The organism is Gibbsiella dentisursi (assembly GCF_039539505.1).
In the GTDB taxonomy this organism is placed as follows: Bacteria; Pseudomonadota; Gammaproteobacteria; order Enterobacterales; family Enterobacteriaceae; genus Gibbsiella; species Gibbsiella quercinecans.
Window position 1 is genome coordinate 858,103 of sequence record NZ_BAABDG010000002.1, and the last position, 15,270, is coordinate 873,372.

At 58.9% G+C, this 15,270-nt stretch carries 14 protein-coding genes; 5 read left to right on the plus strand and 9 right to left on the minus strand.

Features of this window, described 5'->3' with window-relative positions; genetic code table 11:
- Positions 1-21 precede the first annotated feature (21 nt).
- Complete coding sequence (locus ABFX35_RS04345) at positions 22-909, minus strand: TauD/TfdA dioxygenase family protein (protein ID WP_279024929.1); 888 nt, start codon at positions 907-909, stop codon at positions 22-24.
- A gap of 24 nt (positions 910-933) precedes the next feature.
- The gene (locus tag ABFX35_RS04350) at positions 934-1,905 is read right to left on the minus strand and encodes an ABC transporter substrate-binding protein (RefSeq protein WP_279024941.1); all 972 of its coding nucleotides are present in this window, start codon (positions 1,903-1,905) and stop codon (positions 934-936) included.
- Positions 1,906-2,305: 400 nt separating this feature from the next.
- On the opposite strand from ABFX35_RS04350, the gene cuyA reads away from it, so the two are divergent.
- The gene (cuyA, locus tag ABFX35_RS04355) at positions 2,306-3,316 is read left to right on the plus strand and encodes a D-cysteate sulfo-lyase (RefSeq protein ID WP_346079400.1); all 1,011 of its coding nucleotides are present in this window, start codon (positions 2,306-2,308) and stop codon (positions 3,314-3,316) included.
- Positions 3,313-4,056: a cysteate racemase gene (gene cuyB / locus ABFX35_RS04360; RefSeq protein WP_346079401.1), complete on the plus strand. Its 744-nt coding sequence runs from the start codon at positions 3,313-3,315 to the stop codon at positions 4,054-4,056. Before cuyA ends, cuyB begins: the two co-directional genes overlap by 4 nt.
- A gap of 8 nt (positions 4,057-4,064) precedes the next feature.
- On the opposite strand, the gene ABFX35_RS04365 is transcribed toward cuyB, so the two are convergent.
- Complete coding sequence (locus ABFX35_RS04365) at positions 4,065-5,315, minus strand: LVIVD repeat-containing protein (RefSeq protein WP_279024943.1); 1,251 nt, start codon at positions 5,313-5,315, stop codon at positions 4,065-4,067.
- A 9-nt stretch (positions 5,316-5,324) separates the two neighbouring features.
- Positions 5,325-6,398, minus strand: coding sequence for a sugar ABC transporter substrate-binding protein (locus ABFX35_RS04370; RefSeq protein WP_346079404.1), 1,074 nt, complete (start codon positions 6,396-6,398; stop codon positions 5,325-5,327).
- Positions 6,399-6,788: 390 nt separating this feature from the next.
- On the opposite strand from ABFX35_RS04370, the gene ABFX35_RS04375 reads away from it, so the two are divergent.
- A complete protein-coding gene (locus ABFX35_RS04375; protein WP_346079405.1) occupies positions 6,789-7,877 on the plus strand; it encodes an oxidoreductase in 1,089 nt (362 codons plus the stop codon).
- Here ABFX35_RS04375 and ABFX35_RS04380 read toward each other — a convergent pair.
- Positions 7,874-8,815: a LysR family transcriptional regulator gene (locus ABFX35_RS04380; RefSeq protein ID WP_279024935.1), complete on the minus strand. Its 942-nt coding sequence runs from the start codon at positions 8,813-8,815 to the stop codon at positions 7,874-7,876. The two genes, ABFX35_RS04375 and ABFX35_RS04380, sit on opposite strands and share 4 nt — an antisense overlap.
- 84 nt (positions 8,816-8,899) lie before the next feature.
- Between ABFX35_RS04380 and ABFX35_RS04385 the strand changes: the two genes are divergently transcribed.
- Positions 8,900-9,832 carry a carbon-nitrogen hydrolase family protein gene (locus ABFX35_RS04385; RefSeq protein ID WP_095845080.1) on the plus strand — a complete coding sequence of 311 codons (933 nt, stop codon included), beginning with the start codon at positions 8,900-8,902 and terminating at the stop codon, positions 9,830-9,832.
- 86 nt (positions 9,833-9,918) lie between these two features.
- Here the strand turns inward: ABFX35_RS04385 and ABFX35_RS04390 are convergent, their stop codons facing one another.
- Positions 9,919-10,653 (minus strand): IclR family transcriptional regulator, encoded by a 735-nt coding sequence (locus ABFX35_RS04390; protein ID WP_346079407.1) that lies wholly within the window; start codon positions 10,651-10,653, stop codon positions 9,919-9,921.
- A gap of 240 nt (positions 10,654-10,893) precedes the next feature.
- On the opposite strand from ABFX35_RS04390, the gene ABFX35_RS04395 reads away from it, so the two are divergent.
- On the plus strand, positions 10,894-12,285 hold the full coding sequence (locus ABFX35_RS04395; protein ID WP_121555292.1) for an NAD-dependent succinate-semialdehyde dehydrogenase: 1,392 nt from the start codon (positions 10,894-10,896) through the stop codon (positions 12,283-12,285).
- A gap of 87 nt (positions 12,286-12,372) precedes the next feature.
- Here ABFX35_RS04395 and ABFX35_RS04400 read toward each other — a convergent pair whose 3' ends face one another.
- From ABFX35_RS04400 to ABFX35_RS04410, 3 genes are all read right to left on the minus strand, one after another.
- Positions 12,373-13,422, minus strand: a complete 1,050-nt coding sequence (locus tag ABFX35_RS04400; RefSeq protein ID WP_346079409.1) for an LLM class flavin-dependent oxidoreductase — start codon at positions 13,420-13,422, stop codon at positions 12,373-12,375.
- A gap of 60 nt (positions 13,423-13,482) precedes the next feature.
- Complete coding sequence (locus ABFX35_RS04405; RefSeq protein ID WP_346079411.1) at positions 13,483-13,968, minus strand: flavin reductase family protein; 486 nt, start codon at positions 13,966-13,968, stop codon at positions 13,483-13,485.
- A gap of 131 nt (positions 13,969-14,099) precedes the next feature.
- A complete protein-coding gene (locus tag ABFX35_RS04410; RefSeq protein ID WP_279027448.1) occupies positions 14,100-15,257 on the minus strand; it encodes an ABC transporter ATP-binding protein in 1,158 nt (385 codons plus the stop codon).
- Between the last annotated feature and the right edge of the window lie 13 nt (positions 15,258-15,270).

Genomic DNA, 15,270 nt, shown 5'->3' on the forward strand with positions numbered 1-15,270 from the left:
TTTTCCCCCGAGGCCTGAAAATCAGAACGGCGCATCACCTTCGATGGTGGTGCGATACAGTTTGCGGCGCAGGTGTGCGGGGCAACCGGTCGCCAGATGGATCAACGAGCGGTTGTCCCAAAACACCAGATCGCCCGGCTGCCAAACGTGCCGGTAAATATGCTGTGGTTTGATACTGTGGGCATACAGCGCCTGCAGGATCTCGCGGCTTTCGTCTTCCGGCAGCCCTTCGATATGGGTCGTAAAACCTTCGCTGACGAACAGCGCCTTGCGCCCGGTTTCCGGGTGGGTACGCACAATGGGCTGGGAAACGGCTTTCACCTGCGCCAACTGCTCCGCCGTTAACTGTGGCCGCCAGTGTTCGCCGAACTTCGGCTTGCTGTAGGTGGCGGTGTAGGCATGCACCGCATTACGCCCCTCAACGGCGGCGCGCAGTGCGGCCGGCAGGGTATCCCAGGCCTGGTGCATGTCGGCGAACAGCGTGTCGCCGCCTTCCGCAGGCAATTCCTGTGCGTACAGCATCGAGCCAAGGCTTGGCAATGCTTTGTAAGAGAGATCCGAGTGCCAGTATTTGCCGGCATCGCCCAGGCCGATCGGTTTGCCGTTTTCAATGATGTTGGAAACGATCAGGATCTCCGGATGGCCAGGCAACAGGAACTGTGCCAATACGTGGATCTGCAGTTTGCCGAAACGGCGGCTGAAGGCGATTTGCTGTTCCGGCGTAATCTGTTGGTTACGGAACACCACCACGTGATGTTCCAAATGGGCACGATGAATGCGGGCAAAGTCACGCTCATTCAGCGGCTGGCCGAGATCCAGCCCTATGATTTCCGCACCCAGCCCACCCAGGGGACGTACGGTAAAATTCTGGCCGACAATCGTTGGTTCAGCGGCAAGGGCAATGGTCACAATCGTTCTCCTGTTTGGTTCGGGTTAGCTGCCTGGGTTGGCATAGGCTTCGGGGAAGAAATAATCCTTCCAGGAGTCGGCCTTATTCTTGAGCACGCCGAGCTGGTGCAGTTTTTCTGCATAAACGAAGGTGCGCTCTGGCGAAATGGTGAAGTCGATTTCCGGATCTTCCACGATCTTCTGCACCAGGGCCGGCGGCAGCTTAGAGTTTTCCGCCCGGATATAGGTTTGGGCGGCGGCGGCCTTGTCTGCCTTGATGATCTGCGCGGCTTCTGCCAGCGCATCATAGAAAGCGCGGTAGGTTTTCGGATTTTGATCGTGGAACTTCTGCGTGGTGTAGAGCACATTGAAGGTGCCCGGCCCGCCCAGCACATCGTATGAACTGAGGATCTTATGCACATTTGGGTGCTCCAGCGCCTGGTACTGGAACGGCGGGCTGGAGAAGTGCGCGGTGATCTCGGTACCGTTGGCGATCAGTGCCGCGCTGGCATCCGGGTGGGGCAGGCTAACGCTGATATTGTCAAACCGCTTGAATTCGCTGTCGCCGTACAGTTTGGCGGTTTCGATTTGCAAGGTGCGCGATTGGAAGCCAACGCCGGCGGCCGGCACGGCAATGCGGTCTTTATCACTTAGATCCTTAACGCTTTTCACCGCCGGGTTATTGCTAAGCAAATAGTTGGGCATGGAGCCGAGCGAAGCGATGGCCTTAACGTTCTGCCGGCCGCGGGTGCGATCCCACACCGTCAGCATTGGCGGCACGCCGGCAGAAGCCACGTTCAGCGCGCCGGAAAGCAGCGCTTCGTTAATGGCGGTGGCGCCGGAAAGGGTGCGCCAGTCGACTTTAATATCCAGCCCCTGTTCCTTACCGTGTTTTTCAATTAATTTTTGATCCCGCACCACGTCCAGAATGAGATAACCAATGCCAAATTGCTGCGCGATGCTGATGCTGCCTTCAGCCTGGGCCTGGGTGGCAAAGGTGCCCAGGCTGGCTAACATCAGGGCGCCGGCAACGGCGCGCAGGCGAAGCTTGCCAAAATTTAGGTTCATTATTTCTCCTGATGAAAGAATCGGTATTATAAATAATGGTTCTGAATATGTTTGTTGAAGCCTACGGCTGTGCGCCTAAGTTGTTAAATTCTTTTTTGATATATTTAATATTAAAAACTAATTCTATAAATTTCAGTTGGATATGTATTTTTGTCGCCGTTTCTATAGCAACCGTTTTTCTTTGTATATCTGATTAATGCATTAACGCTGGCTAATGGGCGTTATTTTATTGCTTATGGATGCAATATCTTTTTTTTAACTATCGATAGCCATATTTTTGCTAAATAAAAATTTACCCTCGCTTTTATACTAGTCGCCTATTTGAAACGCCTCATTAAAGGAAAAAATTATGCATCTCGCTCGTTTCCCCCGCGTTCGGCTCGGCCATTTCCCCACCCCGCTGGAACCGCTGCCCCAACTATCGAAAGCGCTGGGCGGCCCGACTATCTGGATCAAGCGCGATGACTGTACCGGGCTTGCCACCGGCGGCAATAAAACCCGCAAGCTCGAGTTCCTGTTGGCCGATGCCTTGCAGCAGGGCGCCGATGTGGTGCTGACCCAAGGCGCCACGCAGTCCAACCATGTGCGCCAGACCATCGCCGGCGCGGCCAGGCTTGGCTTGAAAACCCAGGTGTTGCTGGAAAGGCGCGTGAACGATTTCGGTGAAGAGTACCAGCGCTCCGGCAACATCCTGCTTGATGATTTGCTCGGTGGCGTGATTGTCGATCATTTGCCGGGCGGCACCGATATGCAGCAGGCCCTGGAAACGCTGGCCGCGCAGTTGCGTGACCAAGGGCATAAGCCTTATGTCATCCCTGGCGGCGGCTCCAACGCGATCGGGGCGCTGGGGTATGTGGCCTGCGCCGAAGAGCTGCTTTGGCAGTCAAGCCAGCAGCAATTGCGCATCGATCACGTGGTGCATGCCACCGGCAGCACCGGCACGCAGGCCGGCCTGGTGGCGGGGCTGAGCGCCACCCACAGCGGTATCCCGGTGCTTGGCATCAGCGTGCGGGCGCCGAAGGCCAAACAGGAAGAAAACGTGTGGAATCTGGCGCAGCGCACCCGCGAATTGTTGGGCATTGCCGGGGAGCTGCCGCGCAGTGCGGTGGTCGCCAACGGTGACTACGTTGGCGAAGGTTACGGCCTGCCGACAGATGGCGTGCGCGAAGCCTTAACGCTGCTGGCGCGGCTGGAGGGCATCTTGCTCGATCCGGTTTACACCGGTAAAGGCATGGCCGGGCTTATCGATCAGGTGCGCAAAGGGTATTTCGCCAAGGAGGATAATGTGGTGTTTGTCCATACCGGCGGCGCTGCCGGCCTGTTCGGCTACCGCCAGTGGCTGGAGCAGGGCGCGCAATGAGCGGGCAGCTATTGATCGGCGTGCTTGGCGGCATGGGGCCGCTGGCCACGCTGGATCTGCAGCAAAAGATTATCGAGGAAACCCCCGCCGCGCGCGATCAGGAACATGTGCCGGTGGTGGCGTGGAACGTGCCGCAGATCCCGGATCGCCAGTTGGCCCTGGCCGGTAAAGGGCCTTCGCCGCTGACGGCGTTGCTGGCGGCGGTGGAGCGGCTCAACCGGATTGGCGCCAGCCACATTGTGATCGCCTGCAATACCGCCCACCATTGGTATGACGAACTGGCGGCGGCCAGCACGGCGCCGCTGTTGCATATTGTCGATGCCTGCGCGGATGAGCTGCGGGCAGGGGCGCCGGATAAAGTGGGGATTATCGCCACGGCAGGGACGCTGGCCGCGGGCTGGTATCAGCAGCGGTTGGCGGCGCAGGGCATCACCGCGTTGCTGCCGGCGCAGGCGGAGCTGGAACGGCTGTTTGTGCCTGGCTGTTATGCGGTGAAGCGCGGCGAGTTGCAGCGCGGCGGCGAGCTGCTGGATGAGCTGGCCAACGCTCTGTTGGCGCGCGGCGCGCAGAAGCTGGTGCTGGCCTGCACGGAAGTACCGCCGGCGCTGGCTGCCGTACAATCGCGCAGCCTGCCGTTAGCCCTCGATCCTGCGCGCGCGCTGGCGCGCCAATGCGTGCGCCTTTGGCAGGAAAGCCAACGCCGTTCCAACGCGGATGCGGCGCTGGAACGGCGTACCTGAACTACGCGCTATCCCTGATATTCGATGATCGACAGCCCGGCGTTATAGTCGGTGCTGTAGATGATGCCTTGCGCATCAACGAACACATCGCAGGATTGGATCACCCGTGGGCGCCCCGGCCGCTTATCCATCATGGCCTGCGGGTTGGCGGGCACCAGCGCGCCGGTTTCCTTCGGCTGATAAGGGTTACTGATGTCGTAGGCGCGCACACCGGCGTTTTGGTAGGTGGCGAAAATCAGCGACGAGCTGATAAAGCTGCCCGGGCGGTTTTCATGCAGGTTGTGCGGCCCGAAGTGGGCGCCCTTGCTGACATAGTCCCGTTCGTCCGGCTGCGGCAAGGTGGCGATGCTCACCGGGTTGCTTGGCTCACGGATATCAAACAGCCAGATCAACTTTTCGCCGTCCTCCTGGTTATCCAGCACCGCTTCATCCAGCACCACCAGCAGATCCCGGTCCGGCAGCGGCAGCGCGGTGTGGGTGCCGCCGCCGAACGGCGGGCTCCAGTTGCGGTGGGCGATCAGCTGCGGTTGGCTGCGATCTTTCACATCCAGTAAAGTCAGGCCGCCGTCACGCCAACTGGCATAGGCGGTGTCGCCGCTGATGATGGCATGGTGCAGGGCGTAGCGTTTGCCTTCCGGCCAGTCTGGCGTTTCGCCGCCGGCACTGTGCATGCCCGGCAGCCACCAGCGCCCGGCGACCTGTGGGTTGCGCGGATCGGCCAGATCGACCGTCAGGAAGATGTAGTCGCTGTAACCGTCGATCAGCGCCGAGACATACGCCCAGCGCCCGCCAACGTACCAGATGCGGTGCACACCGATGCCGTCCAGCGCCAGAAAGCCGATTTCCCGCGGTTTATCCGGCGTGGAGATATCAAAAACCCGCATACCGGCGCTCCAGCCGCGCCCCGCGTTATTGCCTGAAACCGTCTCGCTGATTGCCTTGGTGTAATACACTTTTTCGTCGGCAAAGCGGGTATCGGCGAACAGATCGCGCGCGTTGACCACCAGCAGTAGATCGTCATGGGCCTGCAAATGGATATTCCAGGTGCCCGGCGGGGCCGGGATAAAGCCGGCCGGGCGGGGATTTTTGGCATCGCGCACGTCGACGATGGAAAAGCCCTGTGAAACCATGTGCCCGATATAGGCATAGCCACGGTGCACCATCACCTGCACCCCGTCTGGCTTGCCGCCCTGATCGCTATGGCCGATCAGGCGCATATTGCGGCTATATTCAGGCTGTGGAAGAGGCGGTTTCGCCATCATGACTCCTTATTTTTTCGGCTGTTGTGCTTCAAGGGTAGCGAACCAGGGCGCAACAAAATCGGCAGACTGGCCCCAACCTGGGATAATTTTCGCCAGCGAAGCGACGTTGGTAGCTTCCGGATGGCTTTGCACCAGCGCCTGGGGGATCGCGACGGCTTTGAACTCATACACCGGCGGGGTTGGTTCACCGGCAATCTTGTTGGCGATCAAGCGCAGGTTCATCGCGCCGATAAGCTTCGGATCTACCGCCACGCTGATCTTCCAGGCGCTGTCTTTGGCGTGCATCAATGCTAACACCTGATTGGAGATATCGATACTGTAGAGCTTGATCTCCGTGCGGCCGTTTTCCTGCAGGGCTTTATACGCGCCCAGGCTGAACGGATCCCAGGTGCCCCAGATCGCGTCGATCTTGCCTTTCGGGTATTTCGCCAGGATCGCGCCGATCTTGTTGGCCGTATCGCCCTGCACGTCGGAAGACACCGCGCCGATCGATTCAAGCTCGTGGATCCCCGGCTGTTCTTTCAGCATCTTTTGGTACTGCGCTTGGCGCCGCTCCATCGGCGGGAAGCCGGCGACCCACAGCTTGATGATGTTGGCCTTGCCGTTAAAGTCTTTCACCAACTGGCCAAAAGACAGTTCGCTCAGCGAAGCGTCGTCCTGCTGGGTGACGGTGACGCCGGGGATGTCGCCCTGAACCGCGGTATCGTAGACCGACACGGCGATCCCGCTTTCGCGAATGCGTTTGATCAGCGCCGTGGCGTAGGGATCGCGCCCCTGGGAGAGAATGATGCCGTCGTATTTCTGGCTGATGGCCTGGTTGACGAAGTCCTGGAATTTGGCATCGTCGCCGTTTGTCAGAAAGGTACTGACCTTAAAGCCCAGTTTGCGGCCCTCCTGGATAGCGCCGGCAAGAAACTGCGTGGTGTTGTCGTCAGAGCCGAGATTGCGAACCACCGCAATGCGAATCTGGCCCTGGTGATTGGCGATCGCAGCCGGCACCGGGGCGGCTGCGGGGGCGGCGAAACACGGGGTGAGCGAGAACAGGCTAAGCGCCAGCAACGAGGTTTTGAACAGCTTCATGTAAAGTTACCCTGCATGGTTAATGATAAAAAAGGACGTTATTTGGCCATGTTGCATGGCGTTATTATTTCCCCGATCGCTCCGAACGCAGGATGACGATAGGGATGATAAATTGTATTCGCCGGGCCGCGCCCTGCCATGCGCCAGGTCATGGCGGGGGCTATTCGTGAGTGGTTGCTGTAAGAGGTGAACCGTTTCCTGCCACTCGGCGCCTTCAATGGCTCCCACACCCGTGCTCCACTCGCCTGATACATTGTCTTTGTGATTAATCAATTAGCCACTTCACCCATGTCAATGAGCGAAAAGTCATAAGCCAATACAAAAAAGTATTCGCCATAGCATTTGCTGCCCCTATGATGGCGATAATCAGAGAGAAAGAAGGAATTCAGCATGAGTGATACCGACATTCGCGTGGTTGCCGGCCCGGCAAACTATTTTGCTTTCCCCGGTGCTATTGACCGCCTGTCGCAGTTTTATTCACCGCAACAATTGCAAAACGCGCTGTGGATTTATGGCGAGCGTGCGCTGGCGGCGGCCAAACCCTTTTTGCCGGCGGCGTTCGATGCGCCGGAGGCCTGCCGGGTGCTGTTCAACAGCCACTGCAGCGAAACCACGGTACAGGATATCGTGCGCCAGGCCGGCGATGCGCGCCAGGTGGTGATCGGTGTGGGCGGCGGTGCGGCGCTGGATACCGCCAAAGTGGTTGCGCGCCGGCTGGGGCTGCCGGTGGTGGCTATTCCGACCATTGCCGCCACCTGCGCCGCCTGGACGCCGCTTTCGGTGTGGTACAACGATCAGGGCCAGGCGCTGCGCTATGAGATTTTCAACGACGCCAACCACCTGGTCCTGGTGGAGCCTGAAATTATCCTGCGCGCGCCGAAAGCGTATCTGTTGGCCGGGATCGGCGACACGCTGGCGAAATGGTATGAAGCCGTGGTGCTCAGCCCGCAGCCGGCGCAGTTGCCGCTCAGCGTGCAACTGGGCATCAACACCGCTCTGACCATCCGCGACGTGCTGCTTGATGAAAGTGAGGCGGCGCTACAGGCGCAGGACGACGGGCAATTGAACAAAGCCTTTCTCAACGTGCTGGAGGCGATTATCGCCGGCGGCGGGTTGGTGGGCGGCCTTGGCGATCGCTATACGCGCATCGCGGCCGCGCACTCGGTGCACAATGGCCTGACGGCATTGCCGCAAACCGATGTCTTCCTGCATGGCACCAAAGTGGCCTATGGCATTCTGGTGCAGAGCGCGTTGCTGGGGCAACATGATGTGGTCAATCAGTTGATTGCGTTGTACCGCCGGTTGGATTTGCCGGTCAGCCTGGCGGCGTTGAACGTCGATATCCATGATGAAGCCCAGATCCAGCGGCTGATCGCCCGCACGCTGCAGGCCGGTGAGTCTATTCATTTCCTGCCGGTGCCGCTTAACGACGGTACGTTGCGCGCAGCGTTAAGCTACGTGGAATCGCTGGCGGCTTAAAGCGCGCTTTGCGGCGGGGCCAGGCCCAGCCGTTGCCCGGCGGCCGCGATCACCAATGCTTTTAACTGCTGCACCGCCGGATCGCGTACGCTTTCGGCGCGCCAGCCCAGCTCGACGGAATAGGGAGGCAGCGCCAACGGGCAGGCAATGCAGCGCAGCCCGCTGTTTTCCGCCAACTGCTGCGCTGCGTGCCAGGGTAAGGTCGCCAGGCAGTCGCTGCCCGCCAACAGGTGCGGCAGCGCCGCAAAGTGGGTGGTCGATGCCCTGATTTTGCGCTGGCGGCCCATGGCGGCCAGCGTTTCATCAACGATGCCGACGAAACCGCCGGAAGACACCAAAATGTGCGCGTAGCGCAGGTAGTCATCCAGGCCGAGCGTGCCGGCGGCGGCAGGATGGCGCCTGTCGAGCACACAGGCGTAGCCACCGGTGCCCAGCACCTGGCGGCCCAGTGTGCGCATTGCTGCGCCGCCGGCGGTCAGGCTAAGATCGATATCCCGCGCCATCAGCATCTCTCCCGCCAGCAGGCTGTGGGTTTGCCGCAGAATCAGGCGCAGCCCCGGCGCGCTGTGCGGCAGGGCGGCGATAAGCGCGCCGCCCAGCGCAATCTCATAATCATCGGAAAGCCCCAGCGCCAGCGTGCGCCCCACCGCGTTAGCGCTGTTGGGGGCGGCCAATACCAGGCTTTGCCGGCATTTGTCCAGCGCGTCGGCGATGAGCGGCCGCAGCTCCTGCGCTTTAGCGGTGGGCCTCAGCCCGCGGCCGGTGCGCACAAACAGATGATCGCCATATAACTGGCGCAGCCGGCCCAGCGCTGCGCTGACGGCGGACTGGGTCAGGCCAAGGCGGATAGCCGCTCGCCCGGCGCCGCCTTCTTCGTATAGCGCTTCAAACACTTTAAGCAGGTTGAGATCGGCGCTGCTGAAATTAATTTCGTTCATAACAGATAGCCTGTTTACGTGATTGATGAATATTGCCAGCGGCGATATGGTCATGCAACGGCCTTTTCATACAGGTAATCCCCTATGTCGCAATCCACTATCGCTGCGCTGCAGATAGGCAGCTCGCCGCTTGGCAAAGCCGCCACGTTAGAAAATATTCTGTCTTATGAGCAACAAATCAAAGCGCATAACCTTAGCCTGGTGGTGATGCCTGAAGCCCTGCTGGGCGGCTACCCTAAGGGCGAAGTATTCGGCACCTATCTGGGCTATCGCCAGCCCGAAGGGCGCGAGGCCTATGCGCGCTATTTCGCCAACGCCGTGGAGGTGCCGGGGGCGGAAACCGATGAACTGGCGGCGCTGTCCCAACGTACCGGCGCGCACCTGGTGGTGGGGGTGATTGAGCGCGCGGCCAGCACGCTGTACTGCACCGCGCTGTTCTTTTCGCCGCAAGACGGTCTGGTTGGCAAACACCGGAAGCTGATGCCGACCGGCACCGAGCGGCTGATTTGGGGGCAGGGGGATGGCTCCACGCTGACGGTAGCGGACACGCCGGCCGGGCGGATCGGCGCGGCCATCTGCTGGGAGAACCATATGCCGCTGCTGCGCATGGCGATGTATGCCAAGGGCGTGCAGGTATGGTGCGCACCAACCGTTGACGAACGCGATATCTGGCAGGCATCAATGCGCCACATCGCTCATGAAGGGCGGCTGTTTGTGATCAGCGCCTGCCAGGTGCAGCCTTCCCCGCGCGAGCTGGGTATCGATGTGCCCCATTGGGATGCCGATCGCCCGTTGATCCGTGGCAACAGCATCATCGTTGGCCCGCTCGGCGAAGTGCTTGCCGGGCCGATGCAAGACGAAAGCGGCTTGTTGATCGCGAATATCGATTTGGATGAGCTGGCGCGCGCGCGTTACGATCTGGACGTGGTTGGGCACTATTCACGCCCGGATGTGTTTTCGCTGACGGTCGATGAACGTGAAAAAAACACCGTCGCGTTTACGCCAGGTAAGCCGTAGCACACGCTTTATCCGCTATTCTCTCGCCAGGGGGAGAATGGCGGGCGAGCCATCCCATGCCGGCGGGTGCGGGGGAATGAGGGATGCTAGGCAGAAAAAATCTTCACGCACTCCTGCTGCACCTGTTTCAATGCCTCCTGCATGACCGCCAGCCGGGTTTTAAAACGGTATGACGGCAGCATCACAGAAAGGGCGTGCGGCGGCTGTTGCGGGATGGGCAGTGTGATGCTCACGCCACACACGCCCTCGGCGTGTTCTTCGAGATCAAACGCAAAGCCGGTTTCCCGTACCTCGCTAATCTGGCGTAGCAGTTTTTGCGGGCTGACGATGGTGTGCTCGGTCATTGGCGCCATTCCAGCGTGCAGCAGCCCTTTAATCTCTTCATCGGCCATCATTGATAACATGGCCTTGCCGTTTGCCATGGCGTACAGCGGGCGCGGCCTGTCGTGCAACGGCACGACGCGCACCGCCTGATCGCAGATAATGCGATCCAAAAAAATCACTTCATGGCCATGATGGGTGGCGATATCCACGGTTTCGCGGGTGAGCTCGAACAATATTTCCAACGGATAGCGCAGCCGGGCGGCCACGCTGGAGTAGTTTCTTTTCGCCAGTTCGTTAATGCCCCACCCGAGCCGGACGCCGCATTCACCCGCCTCAACCAGGTTATCCGTCGCCAGCGTATCGACGATGCGCTGCACTGTTGAGCGCGGCAGCCCGGTCAAGCGCGCAACTTCACCCAGGCTGATCCCTTCGTGGCCAAGAACCCGCAGGATGCCGATCGCCCGTGAAATAACCTGAATGTTTTGCTGCTTTTTCATGTCCATACCTCCTGTAAGGAAATGTACCGCCATCCGGTTATTATTGTATTGTTTTTTCCTATGCGTATGATAGCTGTATAGGTAAGTATGATAACTGTATAAGTTACAGACCGTGACCATGCGTAGATTTTTAGCTTGGCTACCTGGCACAACAACCACTGCAGTATGACTGATCACGGTATGGCATAAACGATTTTCGCGGTTGTTGGTCGGGAGCTTTTGTTCCTCAGGAGAAACCAAATGGCATATGCAACAACAAATCCCTACACCGGTGAATTGATCAAAACCTTCCCGGAAGCGACCGATGCTGAAGTTTCTGCGGCCATCGACAACGCCCATCAGGCTTTCCTTTCCTGGCGTGAAACGCCGTTTGCCGCGCGCAGTGCGGTGATGCAGAAAGCCGCTGATATCCTGCGCCAGCGTTCCGAAGAGTTTGCCCGCCTGTTAACGCTGGAAATGGGGAAACTGATCGTGGAAGCGCGCGCCGAGGTGGAGCTTTCCGCGCAGATTTTCGAATACTACGCCCGCAATGCAGAAAAGCTGCTGGAGCCGGAAGAACTGCCGGTTGCCAACCCTGAAGAAGCAACGGCAAAAGTGGTGCATGAGCCTTTGGGTATTCTGTTGGCCATCGAACCCTGGAACTTCCCGTACTACCAGATTGCCCGCATCATTGCGCCGCAGCTGTCTGCCGGCAACACCATCCTGCTGAAGCATGCGTCCAACGTGCCGCAAAGTGCAGCCATCTTTGAGCAACTGATGAAAGAAGCCGGCCTGCCGGCCGGCGCATTCAAAAACCTGTATGCCACCCGTAGCCAGATCGAAACCATTCTGAACGATCCGCGCGTGCACGGCGTTGCGCTGACCGGTTCCGAAGGCGCCGGTGCGGTTATCGCACAGCAGGCGGCCAAGGCGCTGAAAAAATCCACGCTGGAACTGGGCGGCGCGGATGCATTCGTGGTGCTGGACGATGCCGATCTGGATAAAACCGTGAAGTGGGCGGTATTCGGCCGCCACTGGAACGGCGGCCAGGTTTGCGTCTCCTCCAAACGCATGATCATCGTCGACAGCCTGTATGACGAATTCGTCAAGCGTTACAGCGCAGCTGTAGCTGAACTGCGTGCCGGCGATCCGCTCGATGAGCAAACCACGTTGGCGCCGCTGTCTTCACAGGGGGCCGCCGACGAAGTGAAAGAAAAAATTGAGCTGGCCGTCAGCCACGGCGCGCATGCGGTGGAAGTGGGTGAAGCCGTGCCGTCAAAAGGCGCCTTTGTTCAGCCGACCATTCTGACCAACGTTACGCCGGAAAACCCGGCTTACCACATGGAGTTCTTTGGCCCGGTATCCATGCTGTTCCGCGCTGCTGACGAAGACGATGCGGTACGCATTGCCAACGATTCTCCGTTTGGCCTGGGCGGCTCCGTGTTCAGCGGCGATCCGCAGCATGGCGCAGCGGTGGCGGCGCGCATCTCCACCGGTATGGTGTACGTTAACCACCCAACCCGCGTGAAGGCCGATTTGCCGTTTGGCGGTATCCGCCGTTCCGGCTACGGCCGCGAGCTGATCGGCCTGGGCATCAAAGAGTTTGTTAACCACAAGCTGATTTCCATTGTGGATATTGACGCCGAGTTCTAATCACAGCGGCCTACTTTAGGCCGCCGATTAGCATGAGAAAAAAGCCTGGATACGCAATATCCAGGCTTTTTTATGCCGCAACGCCCCCTACTGCGCGTTAAACGCAGGAATGACGTGTTTGATAAATAACGCCAGCGACTTTTTCTTCTCGGCAAACGGCAGGCTGTTGTCGCTCCAGAAGCTGAACTCATCCACCCCCAATGCCTGGTAGTTTTTCAGCCGATCGATAATCTGCTGCGGCGTACCGATCAGCATATTGGCGCGCAGGTTCTCCAACTGGAACTCGGGGCGATCGGCAAATTTTTCCGGCGGGCTGGGTGGCAGCAGACCGTTGACCGGGGTGGCCTTATTGCCAAACCAGGCGTCAAAGGTACGGTAGAAACGTGAGATAGCGTTGGCGCCGGTGATCCAGCCCTCCGGCTGCGTGGCCTCATGCACATAGGTATGCATGAGCACCATAAAGTCCGGCCGTGTCGCCTGCGGGTTCAGCTGTAGCGCGTTGTCAAATTTCGCTTTCAGATCGGCCACTTCCGGATCGCCTTTCATCAGCGGCGTCACCATCACGTTGCAGCCGTTCTTCACCGCAAAATTATGCGAATCAGGATCGCGCGCGGCGATCCACACTGGTGGGCAGGGCGTTTGCAGTGGGCGCGGCGAAGCGGTGGCGGTGGGGAATGACCAAATCTCCCCCTGGTGAGTATAGTCACCCTGCCACAACGCCTTAACCGCCGGCAACATCTCTCGCAGATGCTTGCCGCCGGATGACGCGGGGATACCGCCAGCCATGCGATCAAACTCAAACTGATAGGCGCCGCGCGCCAGCCCTACTTCCATCCGGCCGTTGCTGATGACGTCCAGCAGCGCACATTCCCCGGCCACACGGATCGGATGCCAGAATGGAGCAATAATGGTGCCAGCTCCCAGTCGGATGGTAGTGGTTTTCGCCGCCAGCCAGGAGAGCAACGGCATCGGGCTGGGCGAACAGGTGTAATCCATCGCGTGGTGCTCGCCAATCCACACGGTTTTAAAGCCGCCTTCTTCCGCCATCAGCGCCAGCTCGGTGAGTTCTTCAAACATCTGGCGGTGGCTAGTCCGCTCGTCGTAGCGTTCCATATGGACAAACAATGAAAATTTCATGGTGACTCCGAAAATGTGCTGAACAGGCCGGGCAGACGCCAGCGGCCGTTGTCGGTGGCGTTATGCCGGCTGTGCCGGCGCCAATATTTTTCCGCGGCAATAGATCATCGGGTCTGTACGATAGGGCGAAAACAGGATGTTTTTGACCTCGCCGACCACAATAGCGTGATCGCCGCCGGCGTATTCGCGCCACAGTTCGCATTCGATTGTGGTGAGTGCGTTTTCCAGCAGTGGGTTGCCCAATGCGCTGAGCTGCCAGTTAATCCCCTGGCTTTTATCACTGCTTTTGCTGGCGAACGCCCAGGCTTCTTGCTCCTGTTCAGCGGCCAGAATATGGATGGCGAATTTTTTCTGCTGCATTAATACCGGATAGGAGTTAGCGCGGTAGTCGGGGCAAAACAGCACGAGCGGCGGCTCTAGCGAAAGCGAGCTGAATGCACTGACGGTCATGCCGGTAAGCTTGCCCTGTTCATTGAGCACGGTAATCACCGTCACGCCGGAAGGAAACGAACTCATGGCCTGTTTAAACGTTGCGATGTCAATCATGGTGGGTCTCTCGTCAGAATTAAGGGATAAAAACCGTTAATCACCCGCTGAGAGCGATAGGCCCCGCCAGATATTCTCACTGAAAAAATAGGGGCAGCTCCCCGTACCCCATTTGCCTGCGCCGCTGGTTTTCATGCTTTGCCCTTGCTTTGCGCCAGATCGCTGTCATTCCACTGGCTGTAAAGGCAGGCGTCGTCCTGGTGCCAACGCAGAGCCAGGCGATCGCCAGGTGAGAAAACGCCCCCCAACTCTGGACGGGTTTTGGTGGTCACCTGCGTGCCGTCCGGCAAGCTGACCTGCAGGTTGAGGTTATCGCCGAGGAACACTTTATCGATGAGCACGCCATCGATTTCATTGCAGCCGTTAGCCAGCGGCGTGGTTTGCGCCTGAGCCAACGACAGCGGTTGGAGTTTTTCCGGGCGCAGCATCAGCAGCACTTGTTGATTGGGGCTGAGATCGCCCCCGGGTTTGATACACAGCCTCTTGTTGGCCAGCAAGGCGTGCTGGCGATCCTGAACGGTAACCTGCAGAAAATTCGAGTTGCCCAGAAACGAAGCGACAAAGGCATCCGGCGGCGCCTGGTAGAGATCGTACCCGGTGCCCAGCCCGACGATCTTGCCGTGGTTAAAGATGGCAATGCGTTGCGAAAGGCGCAGCGCCTCTTCCTGATCGTGGGTGACGTAGATAATGGAAATGCCCAGCTCACGGTGAATTTCTCGCAGCTTTTGCTGAATATCCTCGCGCAGCTTTTTATCCAGCGCACCCAGCGGTTCGTCCATCAGCAGGATGCGCGGTTTGTAAACCAGTGCACGAGCGATGGCGACGCGTTGCTGCTGCCCGCCGGAGAGCTGTGCCGGGAAGCGGTGGGCAAAATTTTCCAACTGCACCAATTCCAGCATCTCTTTAACCCGGCGCGTGCGTTCGCTGGCGTCAATTTTACGCATGGTGAGTGGGAACGCCACGTTGTTGCTGACGTTCATGTGCGGGAATAGCGAATAACGCTGGAACACCATACCAATATCGCGTTTATGCGGCGGTACATGCAGCATTGATTTGCCATCCAGCAGGATCTGCCCGGAAGTGGGTTCTTCAAAGCCGGCCAGCATCGATAGGGTGGTGCTTTTGCCGGAGCCACTGGAGCCGAGAAAGGTCAGGAATTCGCCGTCCCGGATATTGAGCGAGATATTGTCCACGGCGGCAAAGTCGCCGTAGTGTTTATTCAGGTTGTTCAGGCTCATCAGCGTGCGCGCAGGCGTGCGTGGGGCCAGGGTATTATCGCTATGTTGCATTATGTTCTCCAGG

Coding starts and splice junctions, on each gene's coding strand:
- ABFX35_RS04350 (WP_279024941.1), bottom strand. CDS start 1,905: ATGTTAGCCAGCCTGGGCACCTTTGCCACCCAGGCCCAGGCTGAAGGC.
- cuyA (WP_346079400.1), top strand. CDS start 2,306: ATGCATCTCGCTCGTTTCCCCCGCGTTCGGCTCGGCCATTTCCCCACC.
- cuyB (WP_346079401.1), top strand. CDS start 3,313: ATGAGCGGGCAGCTATTGATCGGCGTGCTTGGCGGCATGGGGCCGCTG.
- ABFX35_RS04365 (WP_279024943.1), bottom strand. CDS start 5,315: ATGGCGAAACCGCCTCTTCCACAGCCTGAATATAGCCGCAATATGCGC.
- ABFX35_RS04370 (WP_346079404.1), bottom strand. CDS start 6,398: ATGAAGCTGTTCAAAACCTCGTTGCTGGCGCTTAGCCTGTTCTCGCTC.
- ABFX35_RS04375 (WP_346079405.1), top strand. CDS start 6,789: ATGAGTGATACCGACATTCGCGTGGTTGCCGGCCCGGCAAACTATTTT.
- ABFX35_RS04380 (WP_279024935.1), bottom strand. CDS start 8,815: ATGAACGAAATTAATTTCAGCAGCGCCGATCTCAACCTGCTTAAAGTG.
- ABFX35_RS04385 (WP_095845080.1), top strand. CDS start 8,900: ATGTCGCAATCCACTATCGCTGCGCTGCAGATAGGCAGCTCGCCGCTT.
- ABFX35_RS04390 (WP_346079407.1), bottom strand. CDS start 10,653: ATGAAAAAGCAGCAAAACATTCAGGTTATTTCACGGGCGATCGGCATC.
- ABFX35_RS04395 (WP_121555292.1), top strand. CDS start 10,894: ATGGCATATGCAACAACAAATCCCTACACCGGTGAATTGATCAAAACC.
- ABFX35_RS04400 (WP_346079409.1), bottom strand. CDS start 13,422: ATGAAATTTTCATTGTTTGTCCATATGGAACGCTACGACGAGCGGACT.
- ABFX35_RS04405 (WP_346079411.1), bottom strand. CDS start 13,968: ATGATTGACATCGCAACGTTTAAACAGGCCATGAGTTCGTTTCCTTCC.
- ABFX35_RS04410 (WP_279027448.1), bottom strand. CDS start 15,257: ATGCAACATAGCGATAATACCCTGGCCCCACGCACGCCTGCGCGCACG.